This is a genomic window from Acidobacteriota bacterium, assembly GCA_026393675.1.
GTDB lineage: Bacteria > Acidobacteriota > Vicinamibacteria > Vicinamibacterales > JAKQTR01 > JBAXOX01.
Genome location: JAPKZQ010000006.1, coordinates 15746 through 39793, shown reverse-complemented (window position 1 = coordinate 39793; position 24048 = coordinate 15746). Strand labels below are relative to the sequence as shown.

19 protein-coding genes are annotated in these 24048 nt (G+C 66.2%); 18 read left to right on the top strand and 1 reads right to left on the bottom strand.

The features are described from left to right. The first annotated feature begins 219 nt into the window (after positions 1 to 219). Both NT151_02950 and NT151_02945 read left to right on the top strand, forming a co-directional pair. Complete coding sequence (locus NT151_02950; protein MCX6537885.1) at positions 220 to 1407, top strand: aminotransferase class V-fold PLP-dependent enzyme; 1188 nt, start codon at positions 220 to 222, stop codon at positions 1405 to 1407. 129 nt (positions 1408 to 1536) lie between these two features. Then, positions 1537 to 2532 carry a DUF1684 domain-containing protein gene (locus tag NT151_02945; GenBank protein ID MCX6537884.1) on the top strand — a complete coding sequence of 332 codons (996 nt, stop codon included), beginning with the start codon at positions 1537 to 1539 and terminating at the stop codon, positions 2530 to 2532. Positions 2533 to 2603: 71 nt separating this feature from the next. On the opposite strand, the gene NT151_02940 is transcribed toward NT151_02945, so the two are convergent. Then, the gene (locus tag NT151_02940; GenBank protein MCX6537883.1) at positions 2604 to 3242 is read right to left on the bottom strand and encodes a LysE family transporter; all 639 of its coding nucleotides are present in this window, start codon (positions 3240 to 3242) and stop codon (positions 2604 to 2606) included. A 521-nt stretch (positions 3243 to 3763) separates the two neighbouring features. On the opposite strand from NT151_02940, the gene asd reads away from it, so the two are divergent. From asd to nhaA, 16 genes are all read left to right on the top strand, one after another. Further along, entirely contained in the window at positions 3764 to 4831 is a 1068-nt protein-coding gene (gene asd, locus NT151_02935) for an aspartate-semialdehyde dehydrogenase (protein MCX6537882.1), read from the top strand. Continuing rightward, positions 4825 to 5244, top strand: coding sequence for a hypothetical protein (locus NT151_02930; GenBank protein ID MCX6537881.1), 420 nt, complete (start codon positions 4825 to 4827; stop codon positions 5242 to 5244). Before asd ends, NT151_02930 begins: the two co-directional genes overlap by 7 nt. After that, complete coding sequence (locus NT151_02925; GenBank protein ID MCX6537880.1) at positions 5241 to 6533, top strand: homoserine dehydrogenase; 1293 nt, start codon at positions 5241 to 5243, stop codon at positions 6531 to 6533. The genes NT151_02930 and NT151_02925 overlap by 4 nt, the downstream gene beginning before the upstream one ends. Before the next feature lie 56 nt (positions 6534 to 6589). Beyond that, positions 6590 to 7918 (top strand): O-acetylhomoserine aminocarboxypropyltransferase/cysteine synthase, encoded by a 1329-nt coding sequence (locus tag NT151_02920; protein MCX6537879.1) that lies wholly within the window; start codon positions 6590 to 6592, stop codon positions 7916 to 7918. Continuing rightward, the gene (locus tag NT151_02915) at positions 7915 to 9042 is read left to right on the top strand and encodes a homoserine O-acetyltransferase (GenBank protein ID MCX6537878.1); all 1128 of its coding nucleotides are present in this window, start codon (positions 7915 to 7917) and stop codon (positions 9040 to 9042) included. The genes NT151_02920 and NT151_02915 overlap by 4 nt, the downstream gene beginning before the upstream one ends. Before the next feature lie 40 nt (positions 9043 to 9082). After that, entirely contained in the window at positions 9083 to 10474 is a 1392-nt protein-coding gene (locus NT151_02910) for an amino acid permease (protein MCX6537877.1), read from the top strand. A 1-nt stretch (position 10475) separates the two neighbouring features. Further along, a complete protein-coding gene (locus NT151_02905) occupies positions 10476 to 13601 on the top strand; it encodes an aminotransferase class III-fold pyridoxal phosphate-dependent enzyme (GenBank protein MCX6537876.1) in 3126 nt (1041 codons plus the stop codon). A gap of 85 nt (positions 13602 to 13686) precedes the next feature. Then, a complete protein-coding gene (locus NT151_02900) occupies positions 13687 to 14763 on the top strand; it encodes a hypothetical protein (GenBank protein ID MCX6537875.1) in 1077 nt (358 codons plus the stop codon). Next, a complete protein-coding gene (locus NT151_02895) occupies positions 14760 to 16016 on the top strand; it encodes an FtsQ-type POTRA domain-containing protein (protein ID MCX6537874.1) in 1257 nt (418 codons plus the stop codon). Before NT151_02900 ends, NT151_02895 begins: the two co-directional genes overlap by 4 nt. A gap of 66 nt (positions 16017 to 16082) precedes the next feature. After that, positions 16083 to 17738 (top strand): mechanosensitive ion channel family protein, encoded by a 1656-nt coding sequence (locus NT151_02890; protein MCX6537873.1) that lies wholly within the window; start codon positions 16083 to 16085, stop codon positions 17736 to 17738. A 9-nt stretch (positions 17739 to 17747) separates the two neighbouring features. After that, positions 17748 to 18827, top strand: coding sequence for a tRNA-dihydrouridine synthase family protein (locus NT151_02885; GenBank protein MCX6537872.1), 1080 nt, complete (start codon positions 17748 to 17750; stop codon positions 18825 to 18827). A gap of 83 nt (positions 18828 to 18910) precedes the next feature. Beyond that, positions 18911 to 19684: a 2,3-diphosphoglycerate-dependent phosphoglycerate mutase gene (gpmA, locus tag NT151_02880; protein ID MCX6537871.1), complete on the top strand. Its 774-nt coding sequence runs from the start codon at positions 18911 to 18913 to the stop codon at positions 19682 to 19684. Between the two features lie 75 nt (positions 19685 to 19759). Then, positions 19760 to 21190 carry an aldehyde dehydrogenase family protein gene (locus tag NT151_02875; GenBank protein MCX6537870.1) on the top strand — a complete coding sequence of 477 codons (1431 nt, stop codon included), beginning with the start codon at positions 19760 to 19762 and terminating at the stop codon, positions 21188 to 21190. A gap of 39 nt (positions 21191 to 21229) precedes the next feature. Further along, positions 21230 to 22669 carry a pyruvate kinase gene (gene pyk, locus NT151_02870; GenBank protein ID MCX6537869.1) on the top strand — a complete coding sequence of 480 codons (1440 nt, stop codon included), beginning with the start codon at positions 21230 to 21232 and terminating at the stop codon, positions 22667 to 22669. 9 nt (positions 22670 to 22678) lie between these two features. Beyond that, positions 22679 to 22801, top strand: a complete 123-nt coding sequence (locus NT151_02865; protein ID MCX6537868.1) for a hypothetical protein — start codon at positions 22679 to 22681, stop codon at positions 22799 to 22801. Between the two features lie 9 nt (positions 22802 to 22810). Continuing rightward, positions 22811 to 24001 carry a Na+/H+ antiporter NhaA gene (gene nhaA, locus NT151_02860; protein MCX6537867.1) on the top strand — a complete coding sequence of 397 codons (1191 nt, stop codon included), beginning with the start codon at positions 22811 to 22813 and terminating at the stop codon, positions 23999 to 24001. The last annotated feature ends 47 nt before the right edge of the window (positions 24002 to 24048 follow it).

Here is a 24048-nt window from a genome sequence, read left to right as displayed (position 1 = left end):
ACGGTTCAGAACCTTACCCCGACCACGAGCGGCAGGAACTTGCCTGCCGCGCAAGCCGGGTCGCTCCGTGAATGAGAAACCCAGTCTGATATGGAACGACCCGTCAAGTCTACGGCGTCGTGACGCCGGGCAGTCTGATGCCCCGCTCCACTGATCGCCGCCTGTACATTCAGATCCTCGTATCGAGTATCCTGCGGCATGACAGGTTCGCTGGCTCATATGGATGACCTGACCCGCTGGCGCGACGAGTTTCCGATCCTCGCGCGATCGGTCTACATGATCAGCAACTCGCTTGGCGCGATGCCACGCGCCGCGGCCCGCTCGCTCGCCGAGTACGCCGACACGTGGGCCACGCGCGGCGTGCGGGCGTGGGAAGAGCGCTGGTGGGAGCTGGCCAATGATGTGGGCAACCGCGTGGCGCGCATCATCGGCGCGCCGATCGGATCGGTCAGCATGCACGAGAACGTGACGACCGCGTCGGCGGTGGCGCTCTCGTGCCTGCACCCTGATGGCCGCCGTCGCCGGATCGTCTGCACCGAGATGGACTTTCCGTCGATGGTCTATCTCTATCGCGCGCAGGAAGCGCTCGGCTTCGAGCTGAAGATCGTGCCGGCGCTCGACGATTTGTCCGTGCCTGGAGAGCGCATCGCGTCGGCCGTCGACGATCGCACCTCCGTGGTCGCCCTCTCCCACGTCCTCTTCCGTAGCTCGTACATCGTCGACCCCGCCCCCGTCATCGAACGCGCACACCAGGTGGGCGCCGTGGTCATCCTCGACGGCTACCAGTCGGCGGGGATCATCCCGGTCGATGTCGCGACGATGGGCGTGGATTTCTTCGTGGGCGGCTGCCTCAAGTGGCTATGCGGGGGACCCGGCAACGCGTTCCTCTACACCGCGCCGTGGATCAAGTCGGAGCGGGCCCCGGGCCTGACGGGCTGGGTGGCGCACAAGCGTCCGTTCGAATTCGACATCGATGACGGTGCGTTGCGGGAAGACGGCATGGGAATGATGAACGGCACGCCGGCCATCCCGGCGTACTACGCGGCGCTCCCGGGTCTCGACATCATCCAGCAGGTCGGCGTCGACCGGATTCGCGATGCGTCCACGTCGATGACGAGGCGGCTGCTCGACCTCGTCGACGAATATGGATTCTCGTCGGTGGCGTCCCGCGACCCCAGGCGACTGGCGGGCACCGTCGCCGTCGACGTGCCTGACGCGACACGCGTGTCGCGGGCGCTCAAGGCTCGCGACTACGTGGTGGACTACCGGCCAGGCGTGGGCATTCGCGTGTCGCCGCACTTCTACAACACGATGGACGAAGTCGACGCGGTGATGCGCGAACTCGCGCGCATCGTCGGCGACAAGGACTACGATGCCGGCGCGGCGCCCACCACGCTGGTGACGTAGCGGCGTTCGCCGTTCCTGGGGCCGGGCTGGAGCCCGGCGATCCCAGGCGTGACACACTGACAGGACCGATGGCGAGACTGTCCGTCTTTGCGGCAGAGCGCGGGTTGTCCACGGGACTAGAATCAGGTGATGATGCATCGAATTATCCACGGCTCATCGACACGTCAACGTCGGACAGCCCTGGCGGTCCTCCTGATCGGCGGCCTGTTGCCGATTGTCGCCGCCGCGCAGGCCCCACGCGCGAAGGCCGTCGCGCCCAATGTGCAGGCCCCAGCCGCTGCGCTGGCCTCACCCGCCGCTCAAGCTTATGCTCGCGACATCGGTCACTGGCGCAGCGAGCGCGAGGCGGCGCTCAAGACCGACGACGGGTGGCTCACGCTGGTCGGGTTGTTCTGGCTTCAGGATGGCACCAACTGCGCGGGAACCGACCCGGTGTGTCGGGTTGCTCTGGCGGCGGGCTCGGCCCCGTCGAGGATTGGCGATTTCGTCTACTCGTCGGGGACGATCACTTTCAAGCCGGCGCCGCAGGTAGACGTCCGTATCAATGGCAAACCGGCCACCGTCCAGGCGCTCAACGCTCAGCCGGGACGCTACGACAAGGTCTCGATCGGCACCGTCACGATGTTCGTGATCAAGCGCGGCCAGAGATACGGGGTACGTGTCCGGGATACCAACAGCCAGGCCCGTCGCGATTTTCGTGGTGTCCAGTGGTTCCCGATCGCGCAATCCTACCGCGTGACGGCGCGCTTCGTGGTTCATCCCAAGCCGACGTCGATCATGATTGCCAATGTGCTCGGCGACGTGGATCCCTGGCCGAGTCCTGGTTATGCGGAGTTCACGCTGGGCGGCCGTCAGTACCGCCTGCACGCGGTTCTGGATGGCCCGAATGCCCGGGAACTGTTCTTCGTATTCCGCGACCTGACGACGGGCAAAGACACGTACCCCGGCGGACGGTTCCTCTACGCCGACATGCCATCGAACGGCCAAGTTGTGCTGGACTTCAACAAGGCGCACAGCCCGCCGTGTGCCTTTACGCCGTACGCGACGTGCCCGCTTCCGCCAAAGGAGAATGCGCTGGCGGTGCGCATCGAGGCGGGCGAATTGAATCCGCATCCATCACGCTGACCGGGCATCACGGAGGCGGCGGATTTTCCTGGCCGGAACGTGTGTGCTGTCTCCGGGACTCCCGTGGAGGGTCAGATGGCCGGATTGAAGTACTTCACGACGCCGTAGAGAAAGTAAAACGAGAGGCAGAAGAGCGCGATCCCAAGCCAGTAATACACGCGCCCCAGCGCATGGACCGGGATGGAGTGCTTGGCGCGGTGCAAGACGACCGCCAGTACGGAGAGATAGCTGCCAAGTCCGGCAGCGACTCCGGCCAGGAACACGATCTTCGACGGGCTGGTCAACGGGGAAGCCAGCCCCATCTGGCGCGCCAATGACACGCCCAGCAACCAGCTCAGCACGATCGGGAGATTGCTCAACCCCAGCGAGAACCCGGTCAGATACGCCCAGCGCCGGCTCTTCAACGCGGAATTGGCCAGCGCCAGGTGTTGAGGATGCCGCGACTGTTGATAGGTCAGATACGCCAGCACCCACAGGAGCACGGCTCCCACCACCTTGAACGCCAACGACACTCGCGGGTACTCGAGAAACGGCGCCACGCCAAACAGGGCGATCGCTCCATAGATCAGATCGGAGGTGACCGAGCCGCACACGACCATCCATGCGGCGTGCAGGTGCCCCCCAACCGCACGCTTGGCCATCTCCACCTGACAACCGCCCGGGGGGATCGCGGCGACGACCCCAAGCCCGAGCGCGAACAAGAAGAGCATCAAGTGATTCATCACGCGTACCGTGTTCGTATTCTCGCTTATCGGGCCGAAGCCCGCGGCTGGCCGAGCAGATGGGGTTCGACGTGAAACGGTTCGTGGACCACTCGACGCAGAGCCATGGCGGTTACCTCAGGGCGACAGCATACCAAGACTTCAGCATTATCGGCCGTGCGGCAGTGGACGCAAGGTCACGACATGCTGCGGCCGAGCCCGTTCTGTCCTCAACATCCATGGATAGATATACGTGGATACAAATCTGTTGACAGACCTCTCTGCTGTCCGGTAGACTCCTTCCTCAGATGGCAACACGGTTCCTCTCCCCTCGCCCGGCCACGATGTCCATGCCGATGATGGCCATGCGAATGACCAGCATCGGTGGGAGGATCGTGTCCGGCCCTTAGCACAGCAGACCTGAGACCATACGGACCACGAGAACCCGCCGACCTGGGCAGCCAGTCGGCGGGTTTTTTCATGTACGGCGGGACCGACAGTCCGGGCCCCCCGCAAAGGAGCAGGACGCGATGACGCAGACAGGCTGGGACGTCGGCATTCTCGGCGCCACGGGGATGGTGGGACAGCATCTGGTCCGCCGGCTCGCGGGCCACCCCTGGTTCAGGGTGAGGTGGCTGGCGGCAGGCGAGCGTTCTGCAGGCCAGCGATACGGTGACCAGCCGTGGCGACTCGCTGATCCGATACCTGATTCGGCGAGGGATCTCGAGATCCAACGGCCGATCCCGGGACGGGCCACGCACCTCGTGTTCTCCGCGCTCGACGCGACGGTGGCGGCGCAGCTCGAGCCGGCGTTTGCCGCCGCGGGCCACGTCGTGGTGAGCAACGCCAGCACCCACCGGCTCGACGCCGACGTGCCGTTGGTGGTGCCCGAGATCAACCCGGACCACCTCTCGCTTGTCGCCACCCAGCGCCGCGCTCGCAACTGGCGGGGCGCCATCGTCACGAACCCGAACTGCTCCACGGTGTTCCTGGCCATGGTCCTCGCGGCCTGCCGACCTTTCGGTCCGCGGCGCGCCCTGGTCACGACGCTCCAGGCCGCGTCCGGCGCCGGGTACCCGGGCGTCGCGTCGTGGGACCTGCTCGGCAACGTCGTGCCGTTCATCGACGGCGAGGACGAGAAGATCGAAACCGAAACGCCGAAGATCCTCGGCGTCATCGATCGTGGCCGGGTGGTGGACCACCCGGTGGCGGTCAGCGCACAGGCCACCCGCGTGCCCGTCGCCGACGGCCACACAGAGTCGATTTCTATCGCGTTCGACTCCGCGCCCGATAGTCAGGATCTGATCGCAGCGCTCGCGGGGTTTTCGGGGCGCCCGCAGGCCGCCGATCTCCCCACGGCACCGCGTCATCCCATCGTCTACCTCTCGGAAGCAAACCGACCACAACCACGCCTCGATGCCGGCCGCGAGAACGGGATGGCGGTGTCGGTCGGACGCCTCCGCCGCTGCCCGGTACTCGATTACAAGCTGGTCGCGCTGGGCCACAACGCCGTGCGAGGCGCCGCAGGCGCCGCCATTCTCAACGCTGAACTGTTGGCCCACGACGGCTGGCTGCTGGACGGAGTGACCCCATGGTAATCCTGAAATTCGGAGGCTCGTCGGTCGCTCACTCCGCGGCGATCGACCGCGTCGCCACGATCGTCGCGCGCGAGCGGCGGCCCCAGGGTGTGGTCGTGTCGGCTCTGGCTGGCGTGACCGACGTGCTGATCGAAATCGGACGTCTCGCTGAGCGCGGCAACCCTGCACGCGCGCTCGAGGGCATTCCACTGCATCTGGTCGTCCACGCTCCGGGCGCCTGCCACCTCGCCGTCGTGGTCGCAGAACGAAGAGTGGTTCGCGCGATGTCCCAGCTACACGCTCGGTTCTTCGAGCACGAGCGCAGCGGAGTGGGAGTCGGCACTGGGCGCGACTCCACCGGACACGGAGGCGAAGCGGCGGGCGCCGCCATCAGGACCGGTCTGACCGCAGCATCGCAGGAGATCTGGGCATGAGCGCTACACGCACACCACTCACGATCGGTCTCGCCGGATTCGGCACGGTCGGCCGCTCGGTCGCACGCATCCTGTGCGAGAAGCGCCATCCCAACCTCCGTCTCGCCGGGATCTGCACCCGCCGCGTGGCGCTTGCCCGCGCCGCTGCCGGCTGGGTGCCGCCCGGTGTCGTATGGACCGACGATGTCGAGACGCTGATCAAGACGGGAACCGACATCTTCGTCGAGGTGATTGGGGGCATCGAGCCGGCCCGAACGTGGATCGCAGGCGCGCTTGGCGCGGGGCGTTCCGTCGTCACCGCCAACAAGCAGGTGATCGCCGAGCATGGCCGAGAGCTGATCGCCCTGGCGCGGCAGACCGGGCAGTCGCTCCGGTACGAGGCGGCTGTCGGCGGCGTCGTGCCGGTAATCCGCGGCGTACAGGACGGCCTCAGCAGCGATCACCTCACGCGCATCGTCGGTGTCGTCAACGGCACCTGTAACTTCGTGCTCACCGAAATGGCGCAGCGGCGCGTGTCGATGAGCGACGCCGTCGCCGACGCGCAGGCCAGAGGACTGGCCGAGCAGGATCCGTCCGCCGATCTGGATGGGATCGATGCGCGCGCGAAACTGGCCATCCTGGCGACGATTGGATTCGATGGGTATCTGCGGCCCGCCGATATCCCGACCGAGTCGATCCGCGCCGTGGATGCGGGCGACCACGCGCTGGCGGACGAACTCGGGTACGTCGTGCGCCAGATCGCGTGGGCCGACCGCTCAGATGCTCGTAGTGGCGGCGTCGCGGCCGGCGTGTTGCCCGCGCTGGTCGATGGGCAGTCGTGGCTCGCTCGGGCCAACGGGTCGGAGAACGTCGTGCTCGTGCGCGGCGAACGCAGCGGCCAGACGGTGTTTGCCGGCCAGGGCGCCGGGGGCGACGCGACGGCCATCGCCGTCGTCTCCGATCTGCTGGCGATTGCGGCCGGCGTCGTGGCACCGCGTGCGTGGTCGGCTACCGCGGTCACGCGCGTCGAACGCGACTTCGACGCTCGTCACTACGTGCGCGTCAGTCTGCCGGACCCGTCGACCGTCACCGATCCCACACTCGCATCCGACCTTGCGAGCGTGCTCGACCAAGCCGGCATCAGGCCGGAACGCGTGTGGCAGGAGCGTTGCTCGAGCGGGTCGCGCTTTGCCGCGCTTGTTTCGTCGTGCAGCCATCTGAAACTCAACCGGGCGATCGAGGCGTTCCGACCGGCGGCCGGCGCCGGCCGCAGCGCGGTCGCTCTGCCCCTGTTTGACGCCGACCGATGAACGGCGGCGTCGCCGCCGGGCAGAACAGCCCGGCAGGTGCTCCAGGAGGATTGCTCATGTCTACATCTCCCTCATCGTTTGGTCCCGCCACGCTGGCCCTGCACGGTGGCCAGTCCCCCGACAACGCGGTTGGCGCCCGCGCGGTGCCGATCTATCAGACCTCGTCGTACGTCTTCGAATCGGCGGACCACGCGGCGGCGCTATTCGCGCTGCAGGCGCCCGGTCACATCTACACACGCATCGGCAACCCGACCACCGATGTGCTCGAAGGCCGGTTGGCCGAACTGGACGGCGGAGTCGGCGCTCTTGCCCTCGCGTCCGGCCAGGCGGCCATCACGACGGTCGTGCTGGCCCTGGCCCGTACGGGGCAGAACATCGTCTCCACGCGCTTCCTGTATGGCGGCACGTACAACTTGTTCCACTACACGCTCGAACGCCTGGGAATCGAGACGCGCTTCGTCGATTCATCCGACCCGGCCAATGTGGCGCGTGCCATCGATGAGAACACCCGGCTGGTGTACACGGAATCGATCGGCAACCCGAAGAACAACGTGGATGATGTCGATGCGATTGCCCGCGTGGCGCACGACGCCGGCGTGCCGTTTGTCGTCGACAACACGGTGACGCCGCACATCTTCAAGCCCTTTGACCACGGCGCCGATATCATCGTCTACTCGCTCACGAAGTTCCTGGGCGGACATGGCACCTCCATCGGGGGCGCCATTGTGGATGCCGGCCGCTTCAACTGGGCCAACGGACGGTTCCCCGAATACACCGAGCCGGACCCCTCGTACCACGGGATCGTCTTCTGGGATCTGTTCGGCACCCACGAACGCGCGGTGGCGCCGGGCGCGGCATTCATCACCAAGGCCCGCGTGCAGTGGCTGCGCGATCTCGGCGCTTGCTTGTCACCCTTCAATGCCTTCCTGTTTCTCCAAGGCATCGAGACACTCCCATACCGCATGGCGGCGCACTGCGCCAACGCGATACGCGTCGCCGAGTGGCTGGAGAAGCATCCTGATGTCGCGTGGGTGAACTATCCGGGTCTGGCCGGCCACCCCGACGAGGCGCGCGCGCGTCGGTACTTCCCGTCTGGCGCCGGCGCGATTATCGGCTTCGGCATCCGCGGAGGGTTCGAGGCGGCGAAACGGTTCATCAACTCCGTACGCCTGTTCAGCCACCTGGCGAACATCGGCGACGCGAAGAGTCTGGTGATTCACCCGGCGTCGACGACGCACCAGCAGTTGTCGGGCGAGGAGCGCGCGGCGGTCGGTGTGCCTGATGATTTCATCCGTCTGTCGATTGGCATTGAAGACGCCGCCGACTTGATCGCGGATCTGGAACAGGCGATTGCCGCCGCGAGGCGTGAGACGGAGGCGGCGTGATCACGACCTCTGGCGCCGGTATCGGGATCGTGGAGACCGAGACGCTGCGCGTCTTCGAGGACGGGCTTGAACTCGACTGCGGCCGGCGCCTGGAGTCGGTCACGGTCGCGTTCGAGCAATACGGCGCCATGAGTGCGGCCAGAGACAACGTCATCCTGGTGTGCCACGCGTTGTCGGGCGGCGCGCACGCGGCGGGCTGGCACCCGGGCGCCCGGAAGCCAGGCTGGTGGGACGCGGCGATCGGCCCCGGGCGCGCCTTCGACACCGACCGCTTCTGTGTCCTGTGCACCAATGTCCTCGGAAGCTGCTACGGCACGACGGGGCCTGCCTCGCCCGACCCCGGCACGGGACGTCCATATGGCAGCCGGTTTCCCTTCGTGACCATTGCCGACATGGTGCGGGTGCAGAAGGCGCTCGTCGATCGACTGGGCATCTCGTGCCTTGTCTCCGTAGCTGGGGGCTCGATGGGCGGCATGCAGGCCCTTCAATGGGCGGTGTCGTTCCCGGAGACCGTGCGTTCCGTGGTCGCGCTGGCCACGACGCACCGGCACTCCGCCCAGCAGATTGCGTTCGATGAGATCGCCCGCCGTGCCCTCACGGCCGATCCCAACTGGCGCGGCGGCGAGTACTACGATGGCGAGCGGCCGGCTGACGGGCTCTCGGTCGCGCGCATGATTGGCCATGTCACGTATCTGTCCGATCCCGGAATGGAACGGAAGTTCGGGCGACGCCTCGGACAGAGTGGCCCGGGCTACAGCCTTGGACCCGAGTTCGAGGTGGAGCGGTATCTCGATTATCAGGGCCGCAGCTTCGTCGATCGCTTCGACGCTAATTCGCTGGTGTACCTATCGAAGGCGCTCGACTACTTCGACCTGGAGGCCGGGCGTCGGTCGCTGGCGGACGCGTTCGAAGCGACCGAAGCGGCGTTTCTGCTCCTGACGTTTTCGTCGGACTGGTTGTATCCGCCCTATCAGTTGGCCACTGTCGCCGCCGCGCTCAGACAGGCGGGTCGCACCGCCGAGTATCGCGAACTGTCGAGCGAATACGGCCACGACGCGTTCCTGCTTGAACACGAAGCGCAGCAGCCGATCGTCCGGGAATTTCTGAGTCGGATCTGCGGGTGAATTGACGGGAATCACGCGCCGCGCTATTGTCCGGCAACCCATGACTGACTCCTCATCCGACCCCCGCGTCCGCAACGAGCAAGTGCTCTCACGTGAGTTGAGCGCCGGCCAGCAGGCCATGATGGCGGTGGGCGGTGCGATCGGTACCGGCCTGTTCCTGGGCAGCGGCCTCGCGGTCAACGTTGCCGGACCCGCGGTGGTCGCCTCCTATGCGATCGGCGCCTTCGTGGCGCTGTTGCTCGGCGCGGCGCTAACGGAGATGTGCGTCCAGCATCCGACGGCCGGGTCCTTCGGCGTCTATGCCGAGATGTACATCTCTCCGTTTGCGGGCTACGCCGTGCGGGTGAGCTACTGGCTGATGCAGATTGTCGCGACGGGCGGTCACATGGTGGCGGTGTCGATCTACATGGGCTACTGGTTTCCCGCCATTCCGGGCGCGGTGTGGATCGTCGCCTTCTCGGTCGCGCTCATCTACGTGAACTCGCGCGACGTGGCCACGCTCGGTCGGTTCGAGTACTGGTTTGTGATGGTCAAGGTCGTCGCCATCACGATCTTCGTGGTACTCGGCGTGGGGCTCGTCACGGGCCTGCTGGGCGCATCATCAGGTGTGACCCCGGCCGCCGGGAGCCTGTTCCCGATGGGACTCTCCGGCATGCTGCTGGCGGTGCCGTTTGTGATCTACTCGCTTATCGGCGTCGAAATCGTCGGCGTCACCTCGGGTGAGGCACGCGATCCGCAACGCACGATCCCCGTCGCGTTCTTCCGGCTCGTCGCAGGTCTCTCGCTCATCTACCTGGTGACAACCGCCCTGGTCGTGCGGCTCGTGCCGTGGCAGGAACTGGGAGTCGGCGAAAGCCCATTCGTGAAAGTGCTCGGCCAGGTCGGCTTCCCCGCCGCCGCGTCGTTGATGAACGTGGTCGTGCTGAGCGCCGCGCTCTCCAGCGCGAACGCCAACCTGTACCTGATCTCGCGGACGTTGTTCTCGCTTGGCCGGGGCGGGTACGTGCCGCACTGGCTCGGCGCCGTCACGATCAACGGCACGCCGCTGCGCGCCCTGCTCGTGTCGAGCGTCGGCCTGGGCGCGGCGGTCATCGTGCGAGCGGTGTGGCCGGTCACCGCCTATGTCTGGTTCTTCGGTGTGGCCCTGTTTGGCGCGCTGTTCGTGTGGCTGATGATTTTCGTCACGCATCTCGCGTTCCGTCGCCATCATGATGCACAGCCCATCGATACACTTGTGCGCCGGATTCGGTTCGCTCGTCTCGCATCCGCCGCCGGTGCCGTGGCCATTGCCACGGTCTTGATCTCAACGTGGTGGGTGCCCGATCTCCGCATCACCCTGCTCGCGGGCGGACCCTGGCTTGCCGTGCTGGCCATTGGGTTTTGGGTGACCCGCAGACCGCCCGATCATCCGGCTCCCCGAACGGAGGCGTGACGTGCCTGCCATCACGTTTGATCTCCCCTCTTTCACCGGCGACCAGGCCGTTGCCGCCGCGCAGCGGTTGTACGGCTTCTCGGCCGTTGCGGAAAGTCTGCCGAGCGAACGCGATCAGAACTTCGTGCTGCGCGCCTCAAATGGCGAACGCTTCGTGTTCAAGATCTCGAATGCCACCGAGGACCCGCAGACGCTCGACCTTCAGAACCAGGCGCTGCGCCACGTGGCTCAGCATGCGCCTGAGTTGACGCTGCCTCGCGTCTGTCCGTCGCTTTCCGGACGTCTCATTGAGGCCCTCACTGATGATCGCGGGAGGTCTCATCAGGTCCGATTGCTGACATGGGTGCCTGGCACGGTGTTCGCTCACGCCACGCCGCATCTGCCGGATCTCGTGTACAGCCTCGGCCGATACCTCGGCCAGTTGGACACGGCGCTCGAGTCATTCGACCACCCTGCCACGGATCGCGATCTCAAATGGGACCCTCGGAAAGCCTCCTGGATCGGCGACCACGTCCAGCACGTCGCCGATCCGGCGCGACGCGAACTGGTGACGCGCGTGGCGGCGTGGGCCGACACCGAGATCGCGAAGCTGGCACCATCGCTTCGCGTGGGTGTGATCTACAACGACGCGAACGACTACAACGTGCTGGTCGCAGGCGTCGCTCCGTACGACACCCGGGTGGTGTCGGTCGTTGATTTCGGCGACATGCTGCGCACCTGGACGGTGAACGAAGTGGCGGTCGCCTGCGCCTATGCCCTGCTCGACAAAGCGGATCCGCTCAGCACCATGGCCTCGGCCGTCGCCGGCTACCACGAGGCCCGGCGCCTGACGGAAGCGGAGATTGACGCCGTCTTCCCGCTCATCTGCAGCCGGCTCGCCGTCAGCGTGGTCAATGCCGCCATCCAGCAGCACGCGGAGCCCGGCAACCAGTACCTCGTCATCAGCGAACGACCGGCGTGGGACGCGCTCACGCGTCTCGCCTGCATCAGTCCCGCCGTCGCTCGCGCCACGCTTCGGGCCGCCTGTGGACTCGAACCGTACCCGGCCACGCCACGCGTGGTCTCGTGGCTGCGAGCGTCTGCATCGGCGATGGGTCCCGTGCTCGACCCGGATCCTCGATCCGCCGCGACGGTTGTGCTCGATCTCGGTGTGGGCAGCGCTGAGGCTGGCACGCCCAGGTTGTGGGCGGACGTCGAGGCCTTCTCGCGGGACCTGTTCGGCCGAATGGCCAGATCCGGCGCCACGGTCGGGATTGGACGGTATGACGAGGTCCGCGCGTTCTACTCGAGCGATATCTTCAGCACGCCAGGCAACGATGGGCCAGCGTGGCGGACCGTGCATCTCGGGGCCGACCTCTTCGTTCTGGCAGGAACACCTGTGCTGGCCCCACTCGATGGCATCGTCAAGAGCGTGGCCGACAATGCCGGCGAACTCGACTACGGGCCGACGGTCATCCTCGAGCATCGAGCGGGAGCGCGCGGTGACGCCTTCTATACGCTGTACGGCCACCTTGCCCGAGAATCCGTGAAGCCTCTCCGCGAGGGTCAGGCGGTGAGGCGCGGGACGCCGATCGCGGTCGTCGGGACGCCGGCCGAAAACGGCGGCTGGCCGCCGCATCTGCACTTCCAGATCATCACGGACCTGCTTGGCCCTTCGATTCACGAACTCGGCGACGAGTTTGTTCACTCAGGACCTAGCCGGCATGGCGACTATCCGGGTGTGGCACGACCATCCGAGCGACGGGTGTGGCTGAGCCTCAGCCCCGATCCCAACCTGATACTGCAGATCCCCGGTGGTGTCACCGCTCCAGCGCGCCGATCGACCTCCGACATCCTCGCCGGGCGCCGCGAACACATCGGGCCGTCATTGAGCGTGTCGTACCATCGGCCGCTCACCATCGTCCGGGGCTGGATGCAGCACCTCTACGACGCCGATGGCCAGGTCTATCTCGACGCCGTCAACAACGTGCCGCATGTCGGCCACTGCCATCCGCACGTCGTCGAAGCCGGTCAACGCCAGATGGCCGTGTTGAACACCAACACCCGGTACTTGCACGACACCTTGACGCAGTATGCCGACCGCTTGTGCGCGATGCTGCCCGACCCGCTTCGTGTGTGCTTCTTTGTCAACTCAGGAAGCGAAGCCAACGAACTGGCGCTGCGGCTCGCGCGAGCCTTCACGGACAGCCGCGAAACGATCGTCGTCGATGTCGGCTACCACGGCAATACGACCAGCCTCGTTGAGATCAGTCCTTACAAGTTCGACGGGCCGGGGGGCAGCGGCGCGGCTCCGCACATCCACAAGGTGCCAACGCCCGATGTCTACCGAGGCCTGTACCGACGCCCTGCCCGTGACGCGGGCAAGTCGTATGCGTCGCACGTCGGCCAGGCCGTCGAGACGATCGTGAGCCGTGGCCGTCGGCCTGGCGCGTTCATCGCGGAGTCCATTCTCAGTTGCGCTGGCCAGATTGTCCTGCCACCGGGGTATCTGACCGAGGCGTACCGCTACGTACGCGACGCTGGCGGCGTGTGCATTGCCGACGAGGTTCAGGTCGGATTCGGACGAGTCGGTACGCACGTCTGGGCGTTCGAGACCCAGGGCGTCGTGCCCGACATCCTCACGCTCGGAAAGCCGATCGGGAACGGGCATCCACTGGGCGCCGTGATCACGACGCGCGACATTGCGCAGGCCTTTGCCAACGGAATGGAGTACTTCAACACCTTTGGCGGCAACCCCGTGTCGTGCGCGATTGGCATGGCCGTGCTCGATGTCATGGAGCGTGAGCGCCTGCAACATCAGGCGCTCCGGGTCGGAACCCACCTGCTGTCCGGCCTGCGCGATCTCAAGTCGCGGTACCGTGCCCTCGGCGATGTCCGGGGTCTTGGCCTCTTTATCGGCGTCGAACTCGTGCTCGACCGCGAGACACTCGCCCCGGCGGGCTCTCTGGCTGGGACCGTCGCGAACCGGATGCGCGATCGCGGCGTCCTGGTCAGCACCGACGGCCCGTTCCATAACGTGCTCAAGATCAAGCCGCCGCTTGTGTTCACGGTGCACGACGCCGACGTTTTGGTAGCGGCGCTGGACCACGTCCTCGGAGAGACGGAAGACCACGAGCCCACGACGTGAGCATCCCGCTCTCCGGTTGAACCAGGCGGCCGCGATCTTCGTCTACCTTCAACAGGGATCGGTATGCCTGCCGGGGAGTACTTCCGTGAAGATGAAAGCGTCCATCGGTCTCTTCATCGCATGCGCCAGCGCCTGGCTCTTAGCGGGTGCCGGTCATGCGCAGCAAGCCGCGCCAGCCTTTACCCAACTGAACGATCTCGACGCGTTCATGGCGAAGGTGCTCGAGCGCCGGAATGACAATTGGCGCACCCTCCACGACTACATCCTCAGCGAACGCGAACAATTTCTGATCGTCGGACCGGGTGGACTTCGCCTCGATGGTCTCGATCGGGAATTCCACTGGTTCGTGCGGGACGGGTACCTCGTGCGAAGTCCGGTGAAGACCAACGGCGTCACGCTTGGCGAGGCCGAGCGTAAGCGCTATGAGCAGCAGTGGCTGGCTGACGAGAAGCGACGCGAGCAGCGGCAGAAGGAGCGGGCTGCGAAAAAGGCCGCCGCCGACGCGGCTCCCGCCCCGAGCGCCGAGGTCGGCGTGGGCGATGTGGTTCGACAAACCGGCGAGCCGCGGTTCATCTCGGAAGCCTACTTCATGAGGTTCCCGTTCGAGCCGGGCAACTACTACGTTGCCGGACGCGAAAAAATTGAAGGCCGCGACGTCGTGGTGGTCGAGTACTACCCGTCACGCATGTTCAAGGACGACAAGGAGAAGCGCGGCACGGCCGTCTCGGTGAATGCCAAGGGCGACGTGAAGGTCACCTCTGCGGATCAGACGGCGAAGGACCAGGCAAAGAAGCCCGCGCCGAAGACGTCCGACAAGGGCGACGAGATGGATCAGGAGATCGAGCGCAGCATGAACAAGGTCACGCGGGTGACGATGTGGATCGATCCGGAGGAACGCCAGATCGTCAAATACACGTTCGACAACGCGGACTTCGGGTTCCTGCCAGGCCGGACAGTCGTACGCGTAGACGAGGCGCGCGCATCGATGACGATGGGGCGGTACTTCGAGAATGTGTGGTTGCCGAAGCAGATCAGCTTCCGGGCTGGCGCCACGCTGGCGACCGGTTCGTACCGCTTCACCTACGACCGATCGTTCTACGACTACCGCAAGGGCGAGGTGAGCGCGCGGATCCGGGCGTATGTCCCGAAGGACGCCAAATGATCCGGCGGCTCATGGCGACGGCGCTCGTGCTCGGGCTTATCCTCGCCGTTGCTTCGAGCGCGGCAGCCCAGACCGCCGAAACCGTGTCCGAGGTCCGCATCCACGGCAACTATCGCACGCCAGACGCCGACGTGCTCGCGCTGGCCGGCGTGACGATCGGCCAGCCCATCGACGTGGCCGGTATTGACGCCGTTTCCGAACGCCTGCGGAAGACCGGCCGGTTCCAGTCCGTTGAGGTCCGCAAGCGTCTGCGGTCGCTCACTGCAACCGACCAGGTGGCACTCATCATCATCGTCGAAGAGTATCCCTCGACGGCCAAGGGCGGAGGCGTACCCAATCCACTCCGGCGGCTCGGCGACAGCGTGATGCTGCTTCCGACGCTCGATTACGTTGACGGGTACGGTCTGACCTACGGCGGGCGGATCAGCTTCGTGCGGGTGCTTGGCAAACAGGGACTGATTGCCGTGCCGCTCACGTGGGGCGGAACGCGCCAGGCCGCCGTTGAGCTGGACACGACGCTGGGCGGAGGGCCGTTCAGGCGACTGCACGCAGGCGCATCGCTCATCAGCCGCAACAATCCCGCGTTTGACGTTCGCGACTTCAGGAAGAGCGTGTGGGTCAACGCGGCGACACCGGCGTGGAAGGCGACGAGCCTCGGGGTGCGCGGCGCGTGGTCGGACGTGACATTTGGAAGCACCCGCGATCGGATCACGACCTACGGCGCGGGCGTGATTGTCGACACACGCGACAACCCGGCGTTTCCGCGCAATGCCATCTACGCAAGCGCCTGGTGGAATTGCCTGAGCCCGGAAACCGGATCCACGGTCAATCGCTATCGCCTTGAAGCGCGCGGGTACCTCGGGTTCATCGGTTCAACGGTGCTCTCCGTCAGGGCGCTTTCGGAGACGGCCGATCGCCCGCTTCCGGTCTACGAGAACGCGCTGCTGGGTGGAGTCGACACACTGCGAGGTTTCCGCGCCGGTTCGTTCGCTGGCGACAATCTCGCCACCGCATCGGTCGAACTGCGCATCCCTCTCCATTCGCCGATGAATCTCGGACAGAGCGGGCTGACCGTGTTTGCCGATGCCGGTACGGCTTACGACCACGGCATTCGACTTTCGGAGACGAAGCCCCACTATGGCGTGGGCGTCGGCTGGTACGTCCGCGCACCGCTTGTGCAACTCGGCATCGACGTGGCGCACGGATCCGGTCGCGGCACGCGCGCACACGTCACGGCAGGCCTGCGCTTCTGACGCGCAGACCGCGGGTCTCCCCCATGCATCCAGAGCACCGGGTAGAATGGGCACGGAGGCTCGGTGATGCATCAACGATGGAACAGCCTGGTGCCAGCTCTGGCAATCCTGCTGGCCGGTGGCCTTGCCCACGCGACAGCGTCGGCCAAGGCTCCGGCAATTCCGCAGCCGGCACAACCCGCGGTATCCGCACCAACGGTCGTTGACGACCCGCTTGGCCGCGAGACGCCAAGGGGTTCGTTCCTCGCTTTCGTGGCTGCCGCGCAGACGGGCAACCTCGGCGCCGCCGCCGAGTACCTGCAGTGGCCCCGCCACAGCATGCCGATCACGAAGACCGAGGCGGCCGAGCAACTCCGCTTCGTGCTCAATCACGGGTTCGAAGGCAGCATCGATCAGCTGAGCCGCGATCCTCAGGGCAGCCTCTCGGACACGCAGCCGTCCAAACGGGAGAAGGTCGGCGCGGTCGTCCTCGCCGATGGCGAGCGCGTCGACATCATCCTCACTCGCATCGCTCCGCGGTCGGGACCCATGGTGTGGGTCGTCGCGGCGGACACCGTCGCCGAAATTCCACGGATGTACGAGAAGAGCGGACTGCCGGAACTCGAACGGCGCCTGCCGAAGTCGCTGACCTCGGCCCAAATCGGAGAACTGCCCGCGTGGGTGCCGATTGCGCTCACGGTGCTGCTCGTCGCTCTGTACTTCATGATGCGTCTGCTGCTGGCGGCGGCGGCCTGGCTCGTCGGTCTCATCAGACGAATGCGGCACCGCCCGGGCTCCATCCGGCGGTCGCGGGCCTGGTCGACGCTGGTCAGGCCCTCGGCGTTCCTGCTGACCATCGCCCTTCATCGCATCATCGCATTGAGACTCGGCATCCCCCTGCTCTTCCGGTACTACTACGACCGGCTCATCGTCATCCTGCTGCTCGCCGGGCTGGTCTGGTGGTTATGGCGCATGGTCGACTTTGTCGCGGATCGCGTCCGCGAACGCCTCCAGACGGCCTATCCACGCACCGCCCAATCGGCGTATGTCCTTGGCCGTCGCATCCTGAAAGGGGTGGCGTTCGCCTTCGGCCTGCTCATCGGGTTGGCCGCCTTCGGGGTCAACCTCAGCGCGACGCTTGCGGGCCTTGGCATCGGCGGAATCGCGATCGCCTTCGCGGCGCAGAAGACGCTCGAGAACGTCTTCGGCGGCATCTTCGTGCTGAGCGATCGAAGCCTGCTCGTCGGGGATTTCTGCCGCCTTGGACAGCACGTCGGCGAGGTCGAAGACGTCGGCCTGCGCACGACAAGCCTGCGCACGCTCGGCCGAACGCTCGTGCACGTGCCCAACGGCACGCTGTCCACGATGGACCTCGAGAACTACAGCCGGCGCGACAAGTTCCTGCTCAATCCGACCATTGCGTTGCACTACGAAACCAGCCGCACCCAACTCGAACAGGTCCTGACCAGCATCCGCCGGTTACTCTCTGGCGATGCCCGCATCGAGGCAGATACCTCGCGCGCCCGGTTGGTCCGCTTCGGCTCATCATCGCTCGACATCGAGGTGTTCGCGTACGTCAGGGTTCCGAACTTTGAAGCCTTTCTCGCTGTGCAGGAGGAGATTCTGCTGGGTGTCATGGACATCGTGCAGAAGGCCGGCACGGCGCTCGCCGTGCCCTCACAGACGATGTATGTGCGCCAGGAGACGGCTGAGACGCCGACCCCGCCGGCAGCGTTCAAGTAGGATGAGTTCATGCCGCTTGCCGAGACGCTGACCGACGCGGTGGTTCTGGCGCCGCTCACGAAGGGGGGCAACCTCCCATACCGCCGATTGTGCGTGGCCCTGGGCGCTCGCGTCACCATGAGCGAGATGACCGTGGCGCGGCGCCTCAAGCAGAAGCGGCGAGGCGAGTACGCCCTGATCCGGCGGGCGCCCGACGAGCCGTTCTTTGGCGTGCAGTTGGTGGGAACCAACCCTGAGGAAATGGGCTGGGCCGCCGCGCTGGTCGAATCGCACGGCGTCGATCTGGTCGATCTCAATGTGGGATGCCCCATCGACTACTTCACAAGCAAAGGCCTGGGCGCGGCGCTTTCGCGGCAGCCGGTCCGCATCGGGCGCATCGTGGAGGCCATGAAGCGATCCGTCCAGCGTGTGCCCATCACCGTCAAGATCCGGCTCGGGTGGAATGAGCGGTCACGCAACCACGTGGAGCAGGCGCGGGCGGCCGTCGATGGCGGCGCGGATGCGATTGTTGTGCACGGTCGAACCAGGGATGCCCGCTATCGATCCGCGACCGACTGGGATGCGGTCGGCGAAGTGGTCGCGGCCGTAGCGGTCCCGGTGGTCGGCAACGGCGATATCCTGTTCCCCCACGAGATCGCCGAGGCCCGCGCGCGCTCGGGGTGCGCCGGTGTGATGGTGGGCCGGGGCGCACTCATCAAGCCCTGGATCTTCCGCGAGGCCGTCGAGGGTTACCGCGACATCACGGCTGACGAGCGTCTGGCGATCTACGGCCGGTATGTCGATTTTGCCCTCGAACACTGGGGCACCGACGAGTACGGCCTGGCACGCGTCGCCGACTTCACGCGGTGGCACTTCGGGTTCTGGTGCCGCTACGTGCCCCAGCGGGCCGACGGATCGTTTCCAACCATGCAGGGACGGGATCCTCGCGACTTCGGCCGGACACCGCTCGAGAGCCTGCTCGCTCGCGGCGATGCCGCGGCGCATGCGTGGCTCAGCGAGCGGCTGGTCGCGCACGAGGCCGTGGATCCGGCTGCCGCACCACCGCCGACAGAAGAGGTCGAAAGCGACGAAAGCCAGGTCGCCGGATAGCCGCCCACGACGGGCGCAATCAATTGCGCCTCTACGGGACGTCGACGACATATCTTTTCTCGGGAGGGCATCGGGAAGGCATCATGAAAATACTTGTCTTGCTGCGGCACGGTGAGAGCACCTGGAACAAGGAGAATCGGTTCACGGGCTGGACCGATGTTGAACTGAGCGAGAAGGGCGTACAGGAGGCGACCGAAGCCGGCCGTCTCCTGAGGGACGGTGGCTACGTGTTTGACGTCGCCTATACGTCGGTGCTCAAGCGCGCCATCAAAACGCTGTGGCTGGCGCTCGAGCAGATGGATCAGATGTGGATTCCCATTCACAACTCGTGGCGGCTGAACGAACGCCACTACGGAGCCCTGCAGGGCCTGAACAAGGCCGAGACGGCGGCCAGGCACGGCATGGAGCAGACCCAGATCTGGCGGCGGAGCTACGATGTGCCGCCGCCGGCGCTGGCGCCCGATGATCCGCGTCATCCGGGCCACGATCCCCGGTACGCGTCGCTCCGGCCGGAGGAACTGCCACTCACCGAATGTCTCAAGGACACGGTGGCGCGTTTCCTGCCGATCTGGCACGAGACCATTGCGCCTGCCGTGCGACACGGTCAGCGCGTGCTGATCGCGGCGCACGGCAACAGTCTCCGTGCGCTGGTGAAGTACCTGGATAGCATCCCGGACGACAAGATCGTCGGCCTCAACATCCCGACCGGGATCCCGCTCGTCTACGAACTCACCGACGACCTGAAACCCATCCGCAACTACTACCTCGGCGACCCCGAGGCGATCGCGAAGGCGAGCCAGGCGGTCGCGAACCAGTTGAAGGGCGGCGAATTGGGGACGGTTTCAAAACCTGCGTGAGCGGCCTGCTTTCAGGGTCTCGGCGCGCAGGAGCTGCGAGAACGGGTTTTGAAGCCGGTCCGTAGGGGAGAGAAGATGACGAACACCGTGGGCCCCGAAACTGGGCGGCGCATCGACGACGTGTTTGCCGCACAGCGTGCACGAGCGCTGGCGCTGCGATGCTCGACCGCGCAGCAGCGAATCGACACGCTCAGACGGCTCATCGCCGCGGTCGAGTCGCACCGGGAGGATATCTGCGCGGCGGCGGCCGCCGATTTCAGCAAGCCGCGTCCGGAGGTGGATCTCACCGAACTGCTGCCCATCCTGGCCGAAGCCAAGCATGCTATCCGTCACCTCGAGGGGTGGATGCGACCGCACCGGGTTCCGCCGACGCTGGCGATGCTCGGAACGTCGGCTGAGGTCCGGTACGAGCCCAGAGGCGTCACGCTCATCATCGTGCCGTGGAACTACCCGTTCAACCTGGCGTTCTGCCCGCTGGTCTCAGCCATCGCCGCCGGCAACACCGCCATCATCAAACCATCCGAGATGACGCCCCACTGCTCGGCGCTCATACGCCGGTTGGTTGAAGAGATCTTCGACACGTCCGAAGTCGCCGTATTCGAAGGGGATGCGACGGTGGCCACGGCGCTCCTGGAGCGCCCGTTCGATCACGTCTTCTTCACAGGCAGCCCACTGGTGGGTCGCCTCGTCATGGCAGCGGCGGCGAAGCACCTCACGTCGATCACGCTCGAACTTGGCGGCAAGAGCCCGGCGATTGTCGACGCCACTGCCGATCTCAAGAGAGCCGCTCGCGCGATCACCGCGGGCAAGTTCGCCAACAGCGGCCAGACCTGCATCGCGCCCGACTATCTCCTGGTGCACGCCAGCGTCAGGGATGGGTTGATCGCCGAGATCATCAGCAGCATCGAGCACGCGTACGGAGCGGGCCCGGATCCGCAGCGCGCTACGCCTGACTACTGCCGCATCGTGAACGAGAAGCACTACGAGCGATTGCGTGGGTTGTTTGACGATGCGGTTCACAAGGGTGCGAAGGTCGCCTATGGTGGAGCGCTGTCGCGAGATGACCTATTCATCGGCCCGACGCTGCTCGCGGATGTTGCGCCGGACAGCCGGATCCTGGAAGAGGAGATTTTCGGCCCCCTCCTGCCCATCGTCACCTTCACCGACATTGGTGAGGCCATCGCGTTCGTCAACGGCAAGCCCAAACCCCTGTCGCTGTACGTGTTCAGCCGCAGTGAGCCGAACATCGACCGCGTGCTGACCGAGACGTCGGCTGGAGATACGTGTGTCAATCACACGGTGATCCACTTCCTGCACCTGAACCTGCCGTTTGGCGGCGTCAACAACAGCGGCATCGGCAAGAGCCACGGCTTCTTCGGCTTTACCGCGTTCTCGCACGAGCGATCAGTGCTGCGCGATCGGTTCAGCATCGTGCACTGGATGTTCCCGCCCTACACTGAACGGGTGCGGGCGCTGATCAAGATCACCCTGAAGTGGTTGACGTGATGAGCCCGGGCCGCTCGTGATAGCAGGGAGCGCATGCCTATGAGCCTGCCGGACCACAAGACGAAAATTGTCGCCACCATCGGGCCGGCGTCCGAATCGCCGGAGATGATCGCGCGGCTGGCGCATGCGGGCATGGATGTCGCGCGCCTCAACTTCTCGCACGGCGACTTCGAGGCGCACGCCGCCCGCATTTCGCGCATCCGCGACGTTGAGCACACCACGGGCAAGCGGCTGGCCATCCTGGCGGACCTGCCAGGCCCGAAGATGCGCGTCGGCCAGATCACGCCAGAACCGATCGAGTTGCAGACCGGCGCGCCGTTTACGCTGACCATTGATGAGGTGACTGGAACCGCCGAGCGCGTGTCGGTCTCGTTCAAAGGACTGGCGGCGGCCGTGAAGCCTGGCGACCGGCTTTTCCTCAATGACGGGCTGGTACAGTTGCGCGTGGAACGCGTAACCGGGCCCGATATCCAGTGCTGTGTCATCGCCGGCGGCGAACTGCGCTCGCGGAAGGGGCTCAACCTGCCCGGGATCAGGCTGGGCGTGAACGCGTTCACCGAGCACGATCGGGCATGCCTTGAGTTCGCGCTGCGCGCTGGCGTTGACGCGGTGAGCCAGTCGTTTGTCGAGCGCGCCTCCGACATCGAAGCCGTGCGGGCTGCGGCGCTGGCGTTCGGCCGGGATCCGTTCATCATCGCGAAGATCGAGCGCGCCGGCGCGCTCGATCACTACGACGAGATCCTCGACGCCGCCGACGGCATCATGGTGGCGCGCGGCGACCTCGGCGTGGAGGTGCCGCTCGAGCGCATCGCCGTCACGCAGAAAGCGCTCATCGCCCGGGCCAACCTGGCGGGCAAACCCGTCATCACGGCGACGCAGATGCTGGAGTCGATGGTGGCCAACCGGTTGCCGACGCGCGCCGAGGCGACCGATGTCGCCAATGCGATTCTCGACGGCACCGACTGCGTGATGCTGTCCGAGGAATCGGCCATGGGCCGGTACCCGGAGGAGGCGGTCGCCATGCTGGCGCACATCGCGGCGGCCACCGAGCCCCAGCGTCCGCGGACCACGCTGAGCGCGCTGCTGCGCGACACCTTCCACCGGCGTCGGCCCGAGACCTTCGTGGAGCACATGTCGGAGGTGGTCGAACACGCGCTCGACACGGTCGCCAGTGCGGTGGTGTTCGCGCCCACGCACTCCGGCCGGACCCCGCGCATGATCTCCCGCTACAAGCCCGCCGCGTGGATCCTCGCCGCCAGCCAGGACGATCGCGTGCTGGCCGGGCTGGTCTTCTCGTGCGGCGTCCTCCCGGTGAAGATGGTGTCGGAGCCCGATGACTGGCGGCCGTTCATCGAGAGCCAGCTGCGCGAGCTGGGCGTCGCGGGCGACACGGTGATGCTGGTGGCCGGCCCGTCGACGACCCAGCCGACCGCCAATCACCGGATCGAGTTCATGCGCGTCGGCGCGCCGGCGAGGTAACAGCCCCGCGTGAAGACCCTCGTTGATCTCGCGATCCCGGCCATCACGTTCCTGCTGCTGGCGGCGGTGGGTCTCGATCTCACGCCAGCGGACTTCGATCGCGTGCGGACGCCATCCAAGGACAGGAAATAGCGGAGAGCCATGACGGCCAGGAAACGCATTCGCACGGTGGGATCGCTCATCTTTGAGCGCTTCGTGCGCTCGGAGGTTTCGGCCAGCGGCCTGCTCCTCGCGAGCACGGCCGCCGCCCTCGTCCTGGCCAACTCGCCGTGGGCCGAGACGTACCGCGCGCTGGCTGACGCCAGGATCGGCCCCTCCTGGGGCGACCGCGCCCTTTCGCTCAGCGTGCAGGCGTGGATCAACGACCTGCTGATGGCCGTGTTCTTCTTCGTCGTCGGCCTCGAGATCAAGCGCGAGTTCGTGGCCGGCCAACTCTCTTCTCGCCGGAAGGCCACCCTGCCCCTGGTGGCGGCGTTCGGCGGCATGGTGGTGCCGGCCGTGCTGTATGCGGCGCTCAACGGTGGTGGGCCCGGCGCCCGGGGATGGGGCATCCCGATGGCCACCGACATCGCGTTCGCGCTCGGCGTGCTCGCGGCGTTCGGCCGACGGGTGCCGGTCGGGCTGAAGGTGTTCCTGACGGCGCTGGCGATTTCCGACGATCTCGGCGCGGTCCTCGTGATCGCTGTGTTCTACACGTCACAGCTGCACTGGGCCGCGCTGCTGGTGGCGGGCGTCCTGCTCGCGCTGATTGCCGCCGCGTCCCGCGCCGGCGTGCGGTTCGCCTCGGTGTACCTGCTGATAGCCATGGGCGTTTGGGCCGCGGTGTTCGCCTCGGGCATCCACGCCACGGTGGCCGGCGTCCTGGTGGCCATGATGCTCCCGGTCCGGGACCGCCACGACGGACTGATGCCGGCGGGCCTGACGCTCGAAGACAGGCTGCACCCGCCGGTCGCGTTCGTCATCCTGCCCCTCTTCGCCTTCTTCAACGCCGGCGTCACCATCGATGGCCGCGTCATGGCGGGCCTCGCATATCCCGTCAGCCTGGGTATCATCGTCGGGTTGGTCATCGGGAAGCAGATTGGCATCCTGCTCTTCAGCTGGATCGCCGTGAAAAGCGGGCAGGCTGTGCTGCCGGACGGCCTCGGCTGGGTGGATCTCTACGGTGCCGCCTGCGTAGCGGGCATCGGTTTCACGATGTCGCTCTTCGTGGCAGAGTTGGCGTTCGGCGGCACGGCCGGCACACTGAGCCAGGCGAAGGCCGGCATCCTCTGCGCGTCGCTGGTCGCGGCCGCCTGGGGATCCGCGGTGCTGCACGCCCGCTTCAAGCGCTAGAGAACCCCTATTGCCAGGGGACTCTGGCACACCAGAAATGCGCGGAG

Coding starts and splice junctions, on each gene's coding strand:
- nhaA (MCX6537867.1), top strand. CDS start 22,811: ATGACGGCCAGGAAACGCATTCGCACGGTGGGATCGCTCATCTTTGAG.
- NT151_02875 (MCX6537870.1), top strand. CDS start 19,760: ATGACGAACACCGTGGGCCCCGAAACTGGGCGGCGCATCGACGACGTG.
- NT151_02890 (MCX6537873.1), top strand. CDS start 16,083: ATGCATCAACGATGGAACAGCCTGGTGCCAGCTCTGGCAATCCTGCTG.
- NT151_02925 (MCX6537880.1), top strand. CDS start 5,241: ATGAGCGCTACACGCACACCACTCACGATCGGTCTCGCCGGATTCGGC.
- gpmA (MCX6537871.1), top strand. CDS start 18,911: ATGAAAATACTTGTCTTGCTGCGGCACGGTGAGAGCACCTGGAACAAG.
- pyk (MCX6537869.1), top strand. CDS start 21,230: ATGAGCCTGCCGGACCACAAGACGAAAATTGTCGCCACCATCGGGCCG.
- NT151_02945 (MCX6537884.1), top strand. CDS start 1,537: ATGATGCATCGAATTATCCACGGCTCATCGACACGTCAACGTCGGACA.
- NT151_02910 (MCX6537877.1), top strand. CDS start 9,083: ATGACTGACTCCTCATCCGACCCCCGCGTCCGCAACGAGCAAGTGCTC.
- NT151_02940 (MCX6537883.1), bottom strand. CDS start 3,242: ATGCTCTTCTTGTTCGCGCTCGGGCTTGGGGTCGTCGCCGCGATCCCC.
- NT151_02895 (MCX6537874.1), top strand. CDS start 14,760: ATGATCCGGCGGCTCATGGCGACGGCGCTCGTGCTCGGGCTTATCCTC.
- NT151_02885 (MCX6537872.1), top strand. CDS start 17,748: ATGCCGCTTGCCGAGACGCTGACCGACGCGGTGGTTCTGGCGCCGCTC.
- NT151_02930 (MCX6537881.1), top strand. CDS start 4,825: ATGGTAATCCTGAAATTCGGAGGCTCGTCGGTCGCTCACTCCGCGGCG.
- NT151_02950 (MCX6537885.1), top strand. CDS start 220: ATGGATGACCTGACCCGCTGGCGCGACGAGTTTCCGATCCTCGCGCGA.
- NT151_02920 (MCX6537879.1), top strand. CDS start 6,590: ATGTCTACATCTCCCTCATCGTTTGGTCCCGCCACGCTGGCCCTGCAC.
- asd (MCX6537882.1), top strand. CDS start 3,764: ATGACGCAGACAGGCTGGGACGTCGGCATTCTCGGCGCCACGGGGATG.